Origin of the sequence: Macrococcus sp. PK (genome assembly GCF_022501545.1) — a bacterium.
GTDB classification, from domain to species: domain Bacteria; phylum Bacillota; class Bacilli; order Staphylococcales; family Staphylococcaceae; genus Macrococcoides; species Macrococcoides epidermidis.
This window is the reverse complement of record NZ_JAEPRF010000002.1, coordinates 36798-51525: the sequence shown is the minus strand read 5'-3', so window position 1 is coordinate 51525 and position 14728 is coordinate 36798. Positions and strand designations below refer to the sequence as shown.

Sequence of the window (14728 nt, the reverse complement as noted above, 5' to 3'; positions counted from 1 at the left end):
TGATATTAATTTAATTAAGGAGGATTATTAATGACGATAAAAGAATTTATAAACCACCTATTAGAAAAGAAATGGACGATGGAAGATTTATTGTATATATTTTTATCAGCTTGTATTGCTGGTGTAATCGTAACACCAATATTTGCTTTACCAGTAGGATTAATTATTTATTATTACTTCTTCTATGATGAAGAATAAATTTAAAAAAATAGAAAATGCATAAAACGTTAAAGACAATGTAGTGAACCCAAAAAGTTGAACTTTTTATTAAGCTACTTTCATTAAAGCAAGATTTCTGTATTCTACAGGAGTCTTGCTTTTTAATTTTCTCTTCTTTCTGACGAAATTATAATATTCCATATAATCATTAATTTCCTCTACTAACTCATCATACGAATCAAATGATTCACCATAAAACATTTCTTGTTTCAATATTCTAAATTACTTATTGTATATTGGTTTGATGTTATTTCATATTTACGGAAATAGTATCATTGAATTGGAAGGTATTTGGGTGTACTGCTCAATTGGTATAAGTTCATTAATGATTATTTTTTATATGTTTCATCTGCTGGATAAATATCCTGGATATAAAAAATTATTATATTTTTCACTAGCAATTAATTTTTTTAATATTGTAGTATATATACCAGTGATGTACTTGATATTACTTTCATTCCCTTAATACCGAGATATCGCTTATATTCGATACCTTCTCCATTTTCCTAGAAGTATATATAGAAGGAAAAAATGATCTCGTAAAAGAATTAGAGGAACATGCGATTGAGTGGTATGAAAATTAATAATATAAAAAATCACTATTTTCTATGAAACTTACAATTTTTAAAAAATAAGGCAGCCATATTGCTATGACTGCCATCTGTTATTTATCTTTCTTTTTATTTGTGACTGGGAATAGGACCAAGAATAAAATAGGCAGCATAATGATGATCCAAAAATACCATTCCAAAAGGACTTCCTCCTAAATTATCAAAAATTGTATTTCATCTCATAATATAACATGGAGAAGAAGCATTTAAAATTAATAATATCATTATATATATATATCTATTTTTCAGCGTTCTTATACAAATCCATAATTTTATATTTAACCTCTTTATCTTTAAATCTTAAAACAATAACATCTTTCTCGTCTATTTTTTCTTTTTCATTATCTGAATTGATTATCGTATTTTTATTTAGAAAAGTTATAGGAATATCAATTCCTTTTTGCAATGAGACCGGATCATTTAAACCTTGTCGTGACTCATAAATTAGGTATTCTCTTCTATTTTTAGATTTAATATAATATTCCTGACTTGGCAATACGAAATGATTTTTATTTTTTGGTGTTAAATTCAGGTTTGTCGTATTACCCTTCACAATTTTTTGTATATTAACATTATCTGAATCGGTCTTCCACTGTGTACTATATAGATATGTATACAGACCAAATAATACGAGAGAAACAAATAGAGTTCCTAATATTGACCACATTACTTTCTTTTTATTCGACTTCTTAACTTTCTTTAATGCATCAAATTCTCGTGCTTCCTGATGTTGATAATCAGTTTCTTCACTCAATTGCTCTTCCTGTAAACGCTCATATAGCGCTCTGCAAGCTTCACAATTATTCATATGGTCATTCATCAATTCATTTGTTTCATCACTTGTCAGACCATCGATATAGTTAGGTAACAAGTCTTTAAATAAACTATGATTCATTATGATACACCTCGATTAATTTTTGTTTTGCTCTAAAATAAGTAACCCTAGCCCAATTTTCAGTTTTACCAAAGACAACCGCTATTTCATTGAATGTGAGTTCTTTCTCAATTCTTAGTAACACGATTTCTTTTTCAAGTGGTTTTAATTGATCAATCAAATAATACAATTCGCCTAATTGTTCTTTTAATAGATAATCCTTTTCGACGTTCATTGAAGTACTGTTAATATTATTCGATAATCTATCCACTAAATTTCGTTGTTTAGTATTTTTATGTAGGGCTTGTTTCGCCAGATTTAACGCTATTTGACATAACCACGATGAGAATTTGGTATTCTTATCAGGATCAAATTTATCTAACGACTTAATCGCCTGATAAAACGTTTCCTGCGTTATTTCTTCAGCAAGATCTGCATTATTCATATACTTTAACAAGAACTTATAAATAAAATCACGATATTCTATATAAATCTGATTATCATTCATCCTGAACCTCCTTCTATATATTATTCATTTTTCTAATACTTTCGTTACAAAAATATATCTAAAAAACAAAACGCATAAAAAGTTTTAGACAAACTTTTTATGCGTTGTTTAAGTATTGATTATCTATATAGGTAAAATATATATTTCTTTGACTATGTAAATTTTTATTCTATCGATTAATTTTCCTAACATTATATTCTTTAATAACAATTAAAATTATTAAGAATAACACCAAAAATGGAATAACATTATGAGATACCTCTGACCATTCCCATACATTACCTGTAGTTAAATAGCTCATAAAAAATTGAACGAGCAGTACACCGAAACATCCTCCTAAAGCAGCGTAAACAACATTTTTATTTGTTTTCATATTTAATAAACATTCCTTTACAAGTTGATAATCTGACAAGAAACAAACACTATCATAAATTTTCAATAATATTTACGTAAAAGCGTTAACAACAGTTATAAATATTAATACAACAATAGCACCTATCAATCCTTTTTATATTTTCATTTTTAAATGGTCTCTTCGAAATAGCAATAAGAAATATGAAAAGTAATAGTACATAAAATAAAGCAAGTATATTCATGATCAATAATCATTCCTATATATATTTATATATAATTATAAACATATATGCTAAAATATGTATATAATTTATAATGGTATAAATTTAATTAAGGAGGATTATTAATGACGATAAAAGAATTTATAAACCACCTATTAGAAAAGAAATGGACGATGGAAGATTTATTATATATATTCTTATCAGCTTGTATTGCTGGTGTAATCGTAACACCAATATTTGCTTTACCAGTAGGATTAATTATTTATTATTACTTCTTCTATGATGAAGAGTAAATTTGAAAAAATAGAAAATGCATAAAACGTTAAAGACAATCACTTTATGCATTTTTGATTTTTTGTAGAGGTGATTTACTTGAAGAAGAAAGTTATAACACTCAATATTCTAAATTACTTATTGTATATTGGTTTGATGTTATTTCATATTTACGGAAATAGTATCATTGAATTGGAAGGTATTTGGGTGTACTGCTCAATTGGTATAAGTTCATTAATAATTATTTTTTATATGTTTCATCTGTTGGATAAATATCCTGGATATAAAAAATTATTATATTTTTCACTCGCAATTAATTTTTTTAATATTGTAGTATATATACCAGTGATGTACTTGATATTACTTTCATTCCCTTAATACCGAGGTATCACTTATATTCGATACCTTCTCCATTTTCCTATAGGCATATCCTCTAAGTCTTCTTTGACTTTCTCTGCAGTTAGGATAATGGCTTCAAGGATTAGAATAATACTGAGATAATAGAAATGGTCACCTAGAGCGATGAATTCATAAGGGAATATCTTACTTCCGAAATAATATAATAGTGATAGCGCAATAACCGTATCTAGACTATACATGACGATTCTTAATATAGTTATATGTCTTTTAAAGTTCATTTTAATGCTCTTTCTATTTTAAGATTTATAAATATAAATTCTTCAATGAAAATATATTTTAATACTACCCCAGCCACTCCGCTTCTGTCATTACCTCATCAACATCAAAGTCATGCGCATAATCATATTTATATTCCTGCTTAATCCACGCAATAAGCGCTGTATCCTCCGAAATGACATCAATGTAAAACGGACTTAATCGAATAAACGTTTTATCATTATAAAGATAACTAAAAAATGGCATCTTTTCTTTCCTTTTATGGTATCTCACGTAATTGATTGCATCTTCTAAAGGTAATCCTTTAATATTAACATGCGTAAAATCCTTCTTTAATTCTTCATTATAGACGATATACTCATTGTACCTTTTGATATCAATAATCTTTCCTAATCTATAATGCTGCGCATTAATATCAAATCCATTGTATAGCAAATCATATTTGTTTGAGATTTTCTTTAGTAACTTCATATAACCAAAGTACGTAAGTCTAGATCCATAAAATCTTACACGTTTATCATTCTCTACAAACATAAAAGGTGATACCATTTGATTTAAAATATCGATACCAGCAACTTTAATTGATGTCATGATTCGTCTCCTTTACTTTGTATTAATATATAGTATTCTTTCAAATAGTTACGACTGTCTTCCATTCTCAAGATGAGTTGCTAAATTCTTAAAATACATTGGCATACCGATCATTAGAAGTACACCTGCAATGAGTCCATGAAAACTATCCGGTTTAATATCATATAGTAACGCATATCCAATAAATATAAATCCGATGATACTAAGAGCTGCACCAATAAAAAGTTTATGACATGATTTCATTACTTTTATCTCCTCATTTTCTTTTTATTATACTATCTCAATCCATGTACTTTACCTTAAACTTACCTTAAAAATATGGCTCAAAAAATATTACAAAATGATTTCGAAGGGCTCTGAATAAAAAAAGTATGTTATAATTAACTTACAAAAAAATAGCTCGTATCTTATTCAGAGCAGGTGGAGGGACTTGGCCCTATGAAACCTCAGCAACAGGCTTATGCACTGTGCTAATTCCAACAAGATGATATCTTGAAAGATAAGAAGTTCTTACTTAAGCTCTTCTTTCTTTAAGATGAGCTTATTTTTATTGTAAAAACGATTTAAGGAGTGTTTATAATGAGAACGAGAGCAGACGTATTAGCAGAATTAGTAGAGGCACAAATGAAGAAACCAAACAGTTGGGCATCAAGTATGGCCAGGGCTGGTAGAATTTCTCAGCTTAAAAGTGAATTAAATGCATTAGATGCTGAGCTTTATACACAAGCGCCTGAAGAACCAACTATTGTCAAAGAGAACCGTAAAGTTGAGTTTGTTATTAATGGTTATAAAGTGACTGTAGAACCACAGTTTTAATAGAAGTGCCTATCACGCGATAGGCACTTTTTCAGTATTTCACCTGATTGTTATATGCAGTCATAAAGAGTAATCCCTTTTTAGTTACTTCAATATTAAGTAAAGATTTGAACACGTTATCATCGATTAAGACATTGAACTTGAATTCCACTAAGCCTATCTCAAGTAAGATGAATATGATGTCGTCTTCTTTAAAGTAACCGTAATAGTCTGCATCTGGGTGATCGGTCAATGTTACTAAAATCTTATGTATGCGACCAAGCTCAAAATCCACGGAGTCACCTCCTTTGTATTATGATAATTTAATCATAATATGGAAATTAATACATAAATTAAAAATTTCTAATTTGGAAAATTCGTACTAAAATTTCCGAGAAAAACATATAATAATTTAGTAAAAGACATTATATTTCAACATTCAATTAAAACATTAACTTTCAATTATAATATAATTTACAAAAAAATTGTGGGTATTTTCCGAGTTGGAAAATACCCACTTTTATATGATTTTCTTTGTTAATTTCACCTAAAAAAGAGGTGGAATGCATTGAATAACTCCGACTTTGCGAAAGCGATCAAATACCACAGAGAGAATCTAGATTTTACTTCCAAAGAAATGGCACATCAATTAAATATAGGATTATCGACCTATTCTAAACTAGAAAATGGTGAACGTAATATTACTGCTGTTGATCTGTATAACATCAGTAAAATATATAATATGACAATGGATGAAATCATAACGAAACAAGGTAGGAGAAGATAACGATATGATTTATCATTCTTATATTTCTATATATGAATCATCATAATTTAGAATACCCATAAATAGTTTATGCTTCTTCATATTGATAACAACATCCGATTCCGGTAAATATAATTTGTGTTTCGAAAAAATGAAATCATAATTATTATTTTTTAGTGGTTGAGTATATATCACGTATTTAGGAGATTCTTTAATCCTATCCGTAGATCCAGAGATTGAGTATGCTGCTACTGAATACTGGTTATCTTTTTCATTAATATAAAATGGAGCGATATGTAACACTTCATGTTTTTCATTATCTACCGGCATGTTAAAAACGATAACGCCTGGAATCTGATGTTGTTTTTGATATTTAGTGGTCGATTTATAATACACATCATATTTTGAAACCCTCGCCTCTTCAGTGTATGCCTTTGCAAACTCATCAACCGCTTCATCAATTGAATTAAATGACTTACCTTTCATCTCTTGCGGTGTAGAACCGAAATACCCGACTAAATTAGGTTGTTCGGGTTTATTGGACTCCCATAATGCAATTAAACCTATAATCGTTAATCCAATTAATATACTAGCTATCCATCTCGCTTTAGTTCCCATAAAATACCTCCTCTATTTGTATTTATTATACTATTTATTGGAGGGTTCAGAACCTTAAAGTTAACTTAAATATAAATTTACCATAAATGAAATTAACTTAAACAAAAGAGTATAATTCTGCATTAATATCAATAATACCTCTTCCATCTATATCTCTTTACTGATTTATATAATATTTCATCTTCCATATCTTCAATCTCTACTTCAAGAATTGATGAAATGATTATTACCACAAGAAATATAACAATGAAATATTTATCGATGATATCTATGACTTTATAATCAAAAAATATACTCCCTACTAAATAAACAGCAATGGCTGCTACTATTGATTTAATAAGTAAATTGAAAGTTTTAAAAAAGATTATTAATATTTGTTTATTCATAAGATTAACTCATTTCATATTGGTTTAAACTTTCATACATCTATAATATTCAAAATAAAATCACCTCGCACCTTAAAGTGCGAGGATAGTGATTATTAATGATATAAATAGCAGATGTTAATAATATATATATATCAATAGATCACATGTTAATATCTCATTATTTAAATAAAGTTCTATTCCTCTACCATTTCATCAAAAGAATCTTTATACCTTATAATCCTCATATATATCTTATGCTTTTTTATATGAATAACAACATCAGATTTCGGTAAATATTTCTTGTGTTTAGAAATGATGAAATCATAATTATAATTATCTATAGGCTGATAGAATCCACCATACTTAGGAGAATCCTTTTAGACAGCCTCTTCTTTCTTCAAATCATCTGGTTATTTATTTAATATTATAAAATAATTTTAAATCATTATACTTAATTTCTACTTTAAAAGACTCTATTTTCTCATGTCTATCTTTGTAGAATTTTTGGACCATTTCAATTTTATCTGATTTAACTCCATAATGAATTCTGCGATGACAATTAGGACATAAACATATAATATTGTCAGCGAAGTCAATATTATACTTGAATAGTCCTTGCGCCGCCATTGGAATTAAGTGATGTGCTTCAATATAAGGTTTGTTATCATAATTATTTTCAAACGTTACATGTTTATTATCATATTCGCATACATAATTAGCGGAAACCTTCGCTTTTCTAACTTCTAACAAATTTCTTCGATATCTTTTCACATTATTAACGGTAATTGGTTCCGGTCTTATTTCAGGACTTTTAATATCATTTTCGATAAATAGCTTTGAATTATTAATAGTGTTTTGTTTGGAATCAATTAGCTGATCACTTAAGTTATCAATCTCTGTTTCTTGATCTATTAATATTTGAGATACAAAAGATATATAATAATTCAGTGCAGCGTTCGGAAATCTGCCTTCTTGATTATTAAATTCTTTATACCCATCAATATTTTTAATATTTTCAACTAACCCAAATACATCTGTACTTGCAGGATTATCAATATTAATTTTTGTAAAATCTTCTACTATTAGAAATAATCTAATTAAATAATCTCTATAAGAACGAGCCTTTCCAGAGGATTTCGTTACTCCTTTTGTATATCCCAATTTCGTATTCTCAACAAAAAGTTCATAACTTTTTAGAAAGATTCGATGTTTATTTTTCATAATATTAAAATCAGAATCATTTGCAGAAATTTTTCGAAACATATAATCACCTTTACAGATTAATCTTGTAACAAATTTGAATATTTTATATTTATTATATATTACAACCTATTATTTAGTTAAAGAAATTAAAAAATTTTTTGAGTTATCGTTCATCAATAATCATCTCAAGTAAAGCTTCTAATGTCTCTTCTCTTTCTAAAGGTTTAAGACCACATTCCCAAACCACAATCACACGAATTCCTAATTCATTCAATTCCTCAATATTGCGTTCGTCTCTGGAGACATTTCTATTAAATTTTTTAACCCAAAAGTCTTGGTTACTTTTTGGCATTACAAATAACTCACAATTATGCACGTGCCAAAAACATCCGTTAACAAAAATTGCAACATTGTACTTCGGTATAAATATATCTGGTGAGCCTGGATATCTCTTATCATTTTTTCTGTATCGCAATCCTTTGGAATATAAGAATTTACGAACTATTTCTTCAGGTTTACTTTTCTTCTTTGAGTTACCTTTCATCGCCTTATTGATAGAATTTTGTTTCATGACTTGAACACCACACTTTCAATATTCACATACCCTTTTTAAGTATAAATATTATTTTTAACCTCTTTACAACACGAACGATCGTTCGTATAATGGAATTAATACAAAAACGTATCAATCATTCTTGATCTTTGTTAAAATATAAAAGTTAATCTAAATATATAAGGAGGCCCATTATGGAAAAAATCAAAGTAGCAGAAATGTTTGCAGGGGTTGGTGGCTTTAGAATCGGTTTAGAAAACACCGATAACAATATGTTTGATGTTACTTGGGCAAACCAATGGGAACCTTCTAGAAAAGTTCAACATGCATTCGATTGTTATTCCAATAATTTTGAAACTGGCGTTCATAGTAATGAAGATATCACACAAGTTTCTAACTCTGAGTTAGCTTCTACCAACGTCGATATGATCGTTGGTGGTTTTCCATGTCAGGATTATTCTGTAGCACGATCACTTAATGGAGAACTTGGAATGCAAGGTAAGAAAGGTGTTTTATTCTGGGAGATAACTCGTTTTATACAGAATGTTGCGCCTAAATATATTCTACTTGAAAATGTTGATAGATTATTGAAGTCTCCTTCTAAACAGAGAGGCAGAGATTTTGGAGTAATGCTTTCTACATTAAATGAACTTGGCTATGACGTTGAATGGCGTGTTATCAATGCAGCTGATTATGGTAATGCACAAAGAAGACGACGTGTATTCATTTTTGGTTATCGCCGTGAAACAAGCTATGCTAAATCAATCGTGAAGAAAACTCATGAGCAGATAGTATTTAAAGAGGGATTCTTTGCTAAATCTTTTCCGATTACAAAAGAAATCGTAAAAGATCGCGTATCTACTACCGAATTATCTTCAGATATTGTTAATGTATCGGATACTTTTAGTTTTACTTTCCATCCATCTGGTTATATGAGAGCAGGAGAAGTTTATACTGCTCACACTATCCCTAAATATGAAACACCTATCACGTTAGGAGAAATACTTGAAAAAGATATTCCAGATAATTATTATCTAACTCCTGAAAAAGTTGAAAAGTTTCAATATCTTCGTGGACCAAAAAAGATTGAAAGAATCTCAGCCGATGGTCATAAATATTTTTATAGTGAAGGTGGGATGTCAGAAAGTGATACTTTAGATTTACCAGCAAGAACAATGCTAACGAGTGAATCTTCTGTAAACAGATCTACCCACTTTATAAAAGACGGTGAAAGATATAGAACTTTAACACCTGTTGAAGCAGAACGTTTAAATGGTTTTCCTGATAATTGGACGGAAGGTATGCCTGAGAAAATGAGATTTTTCTGTATGGGTAATGCTTTAGTTGTACCATTAATCACACGTATGGGAAATGAGATAGAAAGAATCGAAAAAGAATTTCCAGATGAAACAACTCAACTTAACTTATTTTAGTCTACTCTTACCGAGTAGACTTTTTTTATATTCTTTTTTACAATAGATGTAAATCTTTTTAAGGAGTTGTCAGTTATGATAGAGAGATTTGAATATGCTGACGCACGTGAGCTTGTCTCATATGCTAAGGAAGCTGAAGGCAAGTATTTATATGAAATCGATAAAAAAGATATGCTAAAAAATACGAATGTAAAAGGTTCTGTTGGTCATATCATTGAAGCTAGTTATTTTGGATATGATATTAATTCAAACGCTGAAGCAGATTTCGCAGATGTCGGTATTGAACTTAAAGCTACAGGTATATCGAAACTTAAAAATGGTAACCTTAAAGCAAAAGAACGCTTAGTATTAAATATTATTAATTACATGAAGGAATACCAATATGATTTTTACCATTCTAGTTTTTGGACTAAAAATCAAAAGCTTCTTTTATTTTTCTATGAATATAAAAAGAATAAATATAAAAAAATGAATCGAGAAAATACTCAAATCGTTAAAGTTGAACTGTTTGAGTTTCCTGAAGAAGATTTAGAAATTGTTAAATCTGATTGGAAAATTATTCATGATAAAATTATTAAGGGTGAAGCTCACTTACTTTCCGAAGGAGATACTTTAATTCTAGGGGCTTGTACAAAGGGTTCCACCGCTTCTAAATCTTTACGTGAACAACCTTTCAGTGATATAAAAGCTAAACAACGTGCATTCTCTATAAAACAAGGTTATATGACTTCCCTTGTTCGAAAGTACATTACTAATGAACATTTAGAATCAATAACTAGTTCTAAAGAAATTAATAAAAAATCTTTAGAACAAATATTAGAAGAAAAATTCTCACCATACTTTGGGATGAAAGACTATGAAATTGCTGAAAAACTCAATATTAAGCTTTCTAATGGGAAAGGAAAAGTGCCTCATTTAGTTAGTCATATGTTAGGGATTAAAGGTAACGATTTAAGTAAAATTGAAGAGTTCGAAAAATTTAATATTAAATTCAAAACGATTAATCTTAATCATAATGGTAACCTCAAAGAACATATGTCCTTTGAGCAAATCAATTTCCATGATTATTTAAATACGGATTGGGATTATAGTGAACTTAAAGAAAAATTTGAATCGACTAAATGGTTATTTGTAGTCTTTAAAGAGAATGAAAACAACAAAAAAATATTCCACAGCATCAAGCTATGGAATATGCCAGCAGAGGACATTAATACTCATCTTCAACAATTTTATTTAGATACTCAAAAAGTGCTACGTCAAGGGGTTGTGTTAACTGAGACAAAACGAGGAGTTTCCAATAATCTTCCTGGTACTAAGGATAACCCTGTATGTCATATCAGACCTAAAGCAAGAGATAGTGCTGATCAATATCAACTACCAGATGGCCAGATGATAACGAAACAATGTTTTTGGTTGAATAAAGGATACATACTAAATATTATTAATCGTAAAAATTAAAATCCATATTGTTTGGATTTTAGTTTTTTATTATATTATTATCATCCAACCATTTATAAAATAAATCCACCGCTTCCTTAAATTCCAAATCTTCCGCTTCAACTTTGATAATTTCATATCCATAATCATCAAAATATTGATATTCTCTAAGAATCTTTTCATCTATACCTTCATCTTCAAAGATATAAATACCCCAGTAATCATCCTCAAATTCTAATTCATCATATCTTGATACTGCCATAGCTTCAATATCATAATCATCTTCATAATATCCAACATGATAACTTCCAGCAGTTGCTGTATCATTCGTAAATTGTTCCCATAAATCTCTTAAAATCTTCATTCAAATTGCCTCTCTATCCACTTATTTCTTTCAATTACTATCATTTCATCCATATTTAGATCAATTAGATGCTTCACTTGAAATTCCCCGATATCAAGTTTGTGCCGTTTTATAACTTGTAATGGTATTCCTTCTGCATTCAATGCAAAAGCTATTTCCAATATAATGTAATCATGGTTTTTATTATTTGCTACATGATTTAATATTTCTTCATAAACTTTTTCTAACTCTTCTGCACTAGGATTATATTCCAACATATATTGTATCTTATACTTAGATCCTTCAAATTTTTCATCCCAATCTACCTTACTTTTCTCTAAATATTCACTTTCAATTTCAATATTCGACGCAATAAAATGATAATGTGTCATAGTTACCTCCTCCTTTATAATGTCCACTGGGATCTTTTTAGTTCTTCTATCTATTTATTCAATAATGCAGCCAATTTAGCTTAACATCCTTTTTTAACTTATTGCTATTGTTTGAACTAGCTTCGTAAATACTTTTTTTGTTAATTTGTTACTGTTCCTATTTATTGCTGTTATAGGGTAAAACCTCTAATATCAAACAAAATAAAATATCTTCATACAAATTAAAAAATAATTTTGAAAATTCTATATATTTTATATACACTTATTATAAACCATCCAAAAAGGAGTGCTACTATGAATTTACAATCTGCTCTTCCATCTGATATTCGCGCTTTGATTCGCGATAACAAACTCATCCAGCATACGTCTGGTATGGCTAAGGGGTACATTCAGGCGAATGTTGTGATTTTGCCTGAGCGTTATGCTTATGATTTCCTAAAGTTCTGCTATCGTAATCCGAAGTCATGTCCGCTTCTCGACATCACTGAAGTTGGCGAACATTCTTTCCCTAAATACGGTCCTGATGCTGATATTCGTACGGATGTTGGTGAATATTATGTTTATCGTGACGGTGTCCATGTAGAAACGCGTCATGATATTAAAGATTTATATGGTAAGGATATGGTGGCTTTTATTATTGGTTGTAGCTTTACATTTGAGCATGCATTACTGGATGCTGATATTCCTGTTCGTCATCTTGAAGAAGGTCATAATGTACCGATGTATATAACGAATATTCCTACTGAACGTAGTGGTGTCTTCCACGGTCCTACTACTGTTAGTATGCGTCCTATGTCGATGGCTCAGGCGATTCGTGCGACTGAGATTACAACGCACTTTAAAGGTGCACATGGTGCTCCTATTCATATCGGCGATACTGCTGCTATTGGTATTAAGGATATAAGTAAACCTGACTTTGGAGAAGCTGTAGAAATTCGCGATGGTGAGGTTCCTGTGTTCTGGGGTTGTGGTGTTACACCTCAATCTGTGTGTTTAAATGTTAAACCTGAACTGATGATTACTCATGCGCCTGGTTACATGTTTATTACAGATATTAAGGAAAGTGAATTATTGTACTGATCCTTAAAGTGTATGAAATGCTGCTTTCAAATTTCATATGCTTTTTTATACAAAAAACACAAGTAGCTCATTTACTACTTGTGTTTAATCTATATTATCCAAAATATTCAGCCATGCTTTGGATTGAGAAGAATCCTGCAAATATCGTAACAATTACTGCAAATACACCTAACCAGAATATCCATTTCGGATGTTCATAATCTCCTACAATCGATTTCTTTCTTGATGCGATAAGTATTGCTGTGAGTGACACCGGTAAGATTAATCCGTTAAATGCACCTGCAAGTACTAGTAACTCAACTGGCTTACCTACAAATGAAAATACTGTCGTTGAAATCACGATGAACATGATTACAACAATATTATTATGCTTTAAGAACCATGGATGAAATCCTTTTAAAAATGATGCACTTGTATATGCGGCACCTATTACTGAAGACATTGCTGCAGCTAATAATACTAATCCAAATATACGAGGACCGATATCACCAAGTGCATGATAGAAAACTGATGCTGGAGGGTTATCAGGATTTAACTTAACACCTGTAGATACGACACCTAGTACAGCTAAAAATAGTAATGTACGCATCACACCTGTTGTCATTATACCTGTATTCGCTGCTTTCGTGATAAATGGTAGATTCTCTTTCCCTGTCATTCCTGCATGTATTAATCTATGCGCACCTGCAAATGTAATGTATCCACCGACAGTACCTCCTACGATTGTAATGATTGGCATAACAAGTCCAAATGGATTATCTGGTAACACCATTTTCGTTGCCGCTTCAGCGTATGGTGGATTTACTTTAATCATAACGAAGGCCACAATTAGTATCATAGAAATGCCTAGAACTTGTGTCACAATATCCATTGCCTTTTGTGCATGCTTATATGAGAAAATTAATATAGCGGCAATACCAGTTATAATAGCGCCGACTTTTACATCTAATCCTAGTAATGCATTCAAGCCAAGTCCTGCACCTGCTACATTTCCGATATTAAATGCGAGACCACCAAGTACAATCAGTATTGAAATGATAGTGCCAAGGCCTGGTAATACTTCGTTCGCAATGACTTGACCACGTTTACCGGTCACAGTCAACACTCTCCATACATTAAGCTGTGCACCAATATCAATGATGATACTTACTAATATCGCAAACGCAAAGCTTGCTAAATATTTTTCTGTGAATATTGTTGTTTGTGTTAAGAAAGCTGGCCCAATAGCTGATGTCGCCATTAGGAATATCGCTCCTAATAACAATCTTCTTTGAGCTACTGTCATCTTTTGCTTTTGTCTTTTTTCCATGGTCATCTCCTTTAAAGTGAAATATTTAGTCTTAGATTTGAGATTATACATGTAAACTAACGTCACCACAACAGTCTGAGCAAACAAAGCTATAGAGTTGTAAGGCTTTTGTTATTGTGTTATTTTGTACGGTTAATTTATTTT

The 14728-nt window shown here is 30.2% G+C and carries 21 protein-coding genes and 1 riboswitch; of the genes, 7 read left to right on the top strand and 14 right to left on the bottom strand.

Features of this window, described 5'->3' with window-relative positions:
• Nucleotides 1–30: 30 nt before the first annotated feature.
• Nucleotides 31–198: a VraH family peptide resistance protein gene (locus JJJ02_RS00550; RefSeq protein WP_146608869.1), complete on the top strand. Its 168-nt coding sequence runs from the start codon at nt 31–33 to the stop codon at nt 196–198.
• 69 nt (nt 199–267) lie between these two features.
• Here the strand turns inward: JJJ02_RS00550 and JJJ02_RS00545 are convergent, their stop codons facing one another.
• The 4 genes from JJJ02_RS00545 to JJJ02_RS00530 form a co-directional block, all read right to left on the bottom strand.
• Complete coding sequence (locus tag JJJ02_RS00545) at nt 268–432, bottom strand: IS3 family transposase (RefSeq protein WP_240836771.1); 165 nt, start codon at nt 430–432, stop codon at nt 268–270.
• Between the two features lie 636 nt (nt 433–1068).
• Complete coding sequence (locus tag JJJ02_RS00540) at nt 1069–1725, bottom strand: anti-sigma factor family protein (protein ID WP_240836769.1); 657 nt, start codon at nt 1723–1725, stop codon at nt 1069–1071.
• The gene (locus tag JJJ02_RS00535) at nt 1715–2212 is read right to left on the bottom strand and encodes an RNA polymerase sigma factor (protein ID WP_111716431.1); all 498 of its coding nucleotides are present in this window, start codon (nt 2210–2212) and stop codon (nt 1715–1717) included. The genes JJJ02_RS00540 and JJJ02_RS00535 overlap by 11 nt, the downstream gene beginning before the upstream one ends.
• 169 nt (nt 2213–2381) lie before the next feature.
• The gene (locus tag JJJ02_RS00530; RefSeq protein WP_240836767.1) at nt 2382–2624 is read right to left on the bottom strand and encodes a hypothetical protein; all 243 of its coding nucleotides are present in this window, start codon (nt 2622–2624) and stop codon (nt 2382–2384) included.
• Between the two features lie 288 nt (nt 2625–2912).
• Here JJJ02_RS00530 and JJJ02_RS00525 point away from each other — a divergent pair, with 288 nt between their 5' ends.
• The gene (locus tag JJJ02_RS00525; protein ID WP_146608869.1) at nt 2913–3080 is read left to right on the top strand and encodes a VraH family peptide resistance protein; all 168 of its coding nucleotides are present in this window, start codon (nt 2913–2915) and stop codon (nt 3078–3080) included.
• Nucleotides 3081–3762: 682 nt separating this feature from the next.
• Here JJJ02_RS00525 and JJJ02_RS00520 read toward each other — a convergent pair.
• Nucleotides 3763–4287, bottom strand: a complete 525-nt coding sequence (locus JJJ02_RS00520) for a hypothetical protein (protein ID WP_240836766.1) — start codon at nt 4285–4287, stop codon at nt 3763–3765.
• A gap of 48 nt (nt 4288–4335) precedes the next feature.
• A complete protein-coding gene (locus JJJ02_RS00515) occupies nt 4336–4530 on the bottom strand; it encodes a hypothetical protein (RefSeq protein ID WP_133423933.1) in 195 nt (64 codons plus the stop codon).
• Nucleotides 4531–4691: 161 nt separating this feature from the next.
• A riboswitch (SAM riboswitch) is annotated at nt 4692–4793 on the top strand.
• Between the two features lie 73 nt (nt 4794–4866).
• On the opposite strand from JJJ02_RS00515, the gene JJJ02_RS00510 reads away from it, so the two are divergent.
• Nucleotides 4867–5103 carry a hypothetical protein gene (locus JJJ02_RS00510; protein WP_240836765.1) on the top strand — a complete coding sequence of 79 codons (237 nt, stop codon included), beginning with the start codon at nt 4867–4869 and terminating at the stop codon, nt 5101–5103.
• Between the two features lie 31 nt (nt 5104–5134).
• Here the strand turns inward: JJJ02_RS00510 and JJJ02_RS00505 are convergent, their stop codons facing one another.
• Nucleotides 5135–5377 (bottom strand): hypothetical protein, encoded by a 243-nt coding sequence (locus JJJ02_RS00505; RefSeq protein WP_240836763.1) that lies wholly within the window; start codon nt 5375–5377, stop codon nt 5135–5137.
• Between the two features lie 273 nt (nt 5378–5650).
• Here JJJ02_RS00505 and JJJ02_RS00500 point away from each other — a divergent pair, with 273 nt between their 5' ends.
• Nucleotides 5651–5869 (top strand): helix-turn-helix domain-containing protein, encoded by a 219-nt coding sequence (locus tag JJJ02_RS00500; protein WP_240836762.1) that lies wholly within the window; start codon nt 5651–5653, stop codon nt 5867–5869.
• Nucleotides 5870–5887: 18 nt separating this feature from the next.
• Here the strand turns inward: JJJ02_RS00500 and JJJ02_RS00495 are convergent, their stop codons facing one another.
• The 4 genes from JJJ02_RS00495 to JJJ02_RS00480 form a co-directional block, all read right to left on the bottom strand.
• Entirely contained in the window at nt 5888–6466 is a 579-nt protein-coding gene (locus tag JJJ02_RS00495; protein ID WP_240836760.1) for a hypothetical protein, read from the bottom strand.
• 128 nt (nt 6467–6594) lie between these two features.
• Entirely contained in the window at nt 6595–6852 is a 258-nt protein-coding gene (locus tag JJJ02_RS00490; protein WP_240836759.1) for a hypothetical protein, read from the bottom strand.
• Nucleotides 6853–7248: 396 nt separating this feature from the next.
• Nucleotides 7249–8097 carry an HNH endonuclease gene (locus JJJ02_RS00485; RefSeq protein ID WP_240836757.1) on the bottom strand — a complete coding sequence of 283 codons (849 nt, stop codon included), beginning with the start codon at nt 8095–8097 and terminating at the stop codon, nt 7249–7251.
• Nucleotides 8098–8200: 103 nt separating this feature from the next.
• Nucleotides 8201–8608, bottom strand: a complete 408-nt coding sequence (locus JJJ02_RS00480) for a very short patch repair endonuclease (protein ID WP_240836755.1) — start codon at nt 8606–8608, stop codon at nt 8201–8203.
• 176 nt (nt 8609–8784) lie between these two features.
• Between JJJ02_RS00480 and dcm the strand changes: the two genes are divergently transcribed.
• Both dcm and JJJ02_RS00470 read left to right on the top strand, forming a co-directional pair.
• Nucleotides 8785–10023, top strand: a complete 1239-nt coding sequence (gene dcm, locus JJJ02_RS00475) for a DNA (cytosine-5-)-methyltransferase (RefSeq protein ID WP_240836753.1) — start codon at nt 8785–8787, stop codon at nt 10021–10023.
• Nucleotides 10024–10098: 75 nt separating this feature from the next.
• Nucleotides 10099–11481 carry a Sau3AI family type II restriction endonuclease gene (locus JJJ02_RS00470; protein WP_240836751.1) on the top strand — a complete coding sequence of 461 codons (1383 nt, stop codon included), beginning with the start codon at nt 10099–10101 and terminating at the stop codon, nt 11479–11481.
• 19 nt (nt 11482–11500) lie between these two features.
• Here JJJ02_RS00470 and JJJ02_RS00465 read toward each other — a convergent pair whose 3' ends face one another.
• Nucleotides 11501–11824: a DUF3986 family protein gene (locus JJJ02_RS00465; protein ID WP_240836749.1), complete on the bottom strand. Its 324-nt coding sequence runs from the start codon at nt 11822–11824 to the stop codon at nt 11501–11503.
• Nucleotides 11821–12195: a hypothetical protein gene (locus JJJ02_RS00460; protein ID WP_240836747.1), complete on the bottom strand. Its 375-nt coding sequence runs from the start codon at nt 12193–12195 to the stop codon at nt 11821–11823. The genes JJJ02_RS00465 and JJJ02_RS00460 overlap by 4 nt, the downstream gene beginning before the upstream one ends.
• A gap of 294 nt (nt 12196–12489) precedes the next feature.
• Between JJJ02_RS00460 and JJJ02_RS00455 the strand changes: the two genes are divergently transcribed.
• Nucleotides 12490–13275 carry a putative hydro-lyase gene (locus JJJ02_RS00455; protein ID WP_240836745.1) on the top strand — a complete coding sequence of 262 codons (786 nt, stop codon included), beginning with the start codon at nt 12490–12492 and terminating at the stop codon, nt 13273–13275.
• A 94-nt stretch (nt 13276–13369) separates the two neighbouring features.
• On the opposite strand, the gene JJJ02_RS00450 is transcribed toward JJJ02_RS00455, so the two are convergent.
• The gene (locus JJJ02_RS00450; RefSeq protein ID WP_396614712.1) at nt 13370–14590 is read right to left on the bottom strand and encodes an NRAMP family divalent metal transporter; all 1221 of its coding nucleotides are present in this window, start codon (nt 14588–14590) and stop codon (nt 13370–13372) included.
• Between the last annotated feature and the right edge of the window lie 138 nt (nt 14591–14728).

What these genes read in the sequence shown, in the direction of transcription:
- JJJ02_RS00550 (WP_146608869.1), top strand. Translation starts at nt 31, where the DNA reads ATGACGATAAAAGAATTTATAAACCACCTATTAGAAAAGAAATGGACG.
- JJJ02_RS00540 (WP_240836769.1), bottom strand. Translation starts at nt 1,725, where the DNA reads ATGAATCATAGTTTATTTAAAGACTTGTTACCTAACTATATCGATGGT.
- JJJ02_RS00535 (WP_111716431.1), bottom strand. Translation starts at nt 2,212, where the DNA reads ATGAATGATAATCAGATTTATATAGAATATCGTGATTTTATTTATAAG.
- JJJ02_RS00525 (WP_146608869.1), top strand. Translation starts at nt 2,913, where the DNA reads ATGACGATAAAAGAATTTATAAACCACCTATTAGAAAAGAAATGGACG.
- JJJ02_RS00520 (WP_240836766.1), bottom strand. Translation starts at nt 4,287, where the DNA reads ATGACATCAATTAAAGTTGCTGGTATCGATATTTTAAATCAAATGGTA.
- JJJ02_RS00515 (WP_133423933.1), bottom strand. Translation starts at nt 4,530, where the DNA reads ATGAAATCATGTCATAAACTTTTTATTGGTGCAGCTCTTAGTATCATC.
- JJJ02_RS00510 (WP_240836765.1), top strand. Translation starts at nt 4,867, where the DNA reads ATGAGAACGAGAGCAGACGTATTAGCAGAATTAGTAGAGGCACAAATG.
- JJJ02_RS00495 (WP_240836760.1), bottom strand. Translation starts at nt 6,466, where the DNA reads ATGGGAACTAAAGCGAGATGGATAGCTAGTATATTAATTGGATTAACG.
- JJJ02_RS00490 (WP_240836759.1), bottom strand. Translation starts at nt 6,852, where the DNA reads ATGAATAAACAAATATTAATAATCTTTTTTAAAACTTTCAATTTACTT.
- JJJ02_RS00485 (WP_240836757.1), bottom strand. Translation starts at nt 8,097, where the DNA reads ATGTTTCGAAAAATTTCTGCAAATGATTCTGATTTTAATATTATGAAA.
- JJJ02_RS00480 (WP_240836755.1), bottom strand. Translation starts at nt 8,608, where the DNA reads ATGAAACAAAATTCTATCAATAAGGCGATGAAAGGTAACTCAAAGAAG.
- dcm (WP_240836753.1), top strand. Translation starts at nt 8,785, where the DNA reads ATGGAAAAAATCAAAGTAGCAGAAATGTTTGCAGGGGTTGGTGGCTTT.
- JJJ02_RS00470 (WP_240836751.1), top strand. Translation starts at nt 10,099, where the DNA reads ATGATAGAGAGATTTGAATATGCTGACGCACGTGAGCTTGTCTCATAT.
- JJJ02_RS00465 (WP_240836749.1), bottom strand. Translation starts at nt 11,824, where the DNA reads ATGAAGATTTTAAGAGATTTATGGGAACAATTTACGAATGATACAGCA.
- JJJ02_RS00460 (WP_240836747.1), bottom strand. Translation starts at nt 12,195, where the DNA reads ATGACACATTATCATTTTATTGCGTCGAATATTGAAATTGAAAGTGAA.
- JJJ02_RS00455 (WP_240836745.1), top strand. Translation starts at nt 12,490, where the DNA reads ATGAATTTACAATCTGCTCTTCCATCTGATATTCGCGCTTTGATTCGC.
- JJJ02_RS00450 (WP_396614712.1), bottom strand. Translation starts at nt 14,590, where the DNA reads ATGACCATGGAAAAAAGACAAAAGCAAAAGATGACAGTAGCTCAAAGA.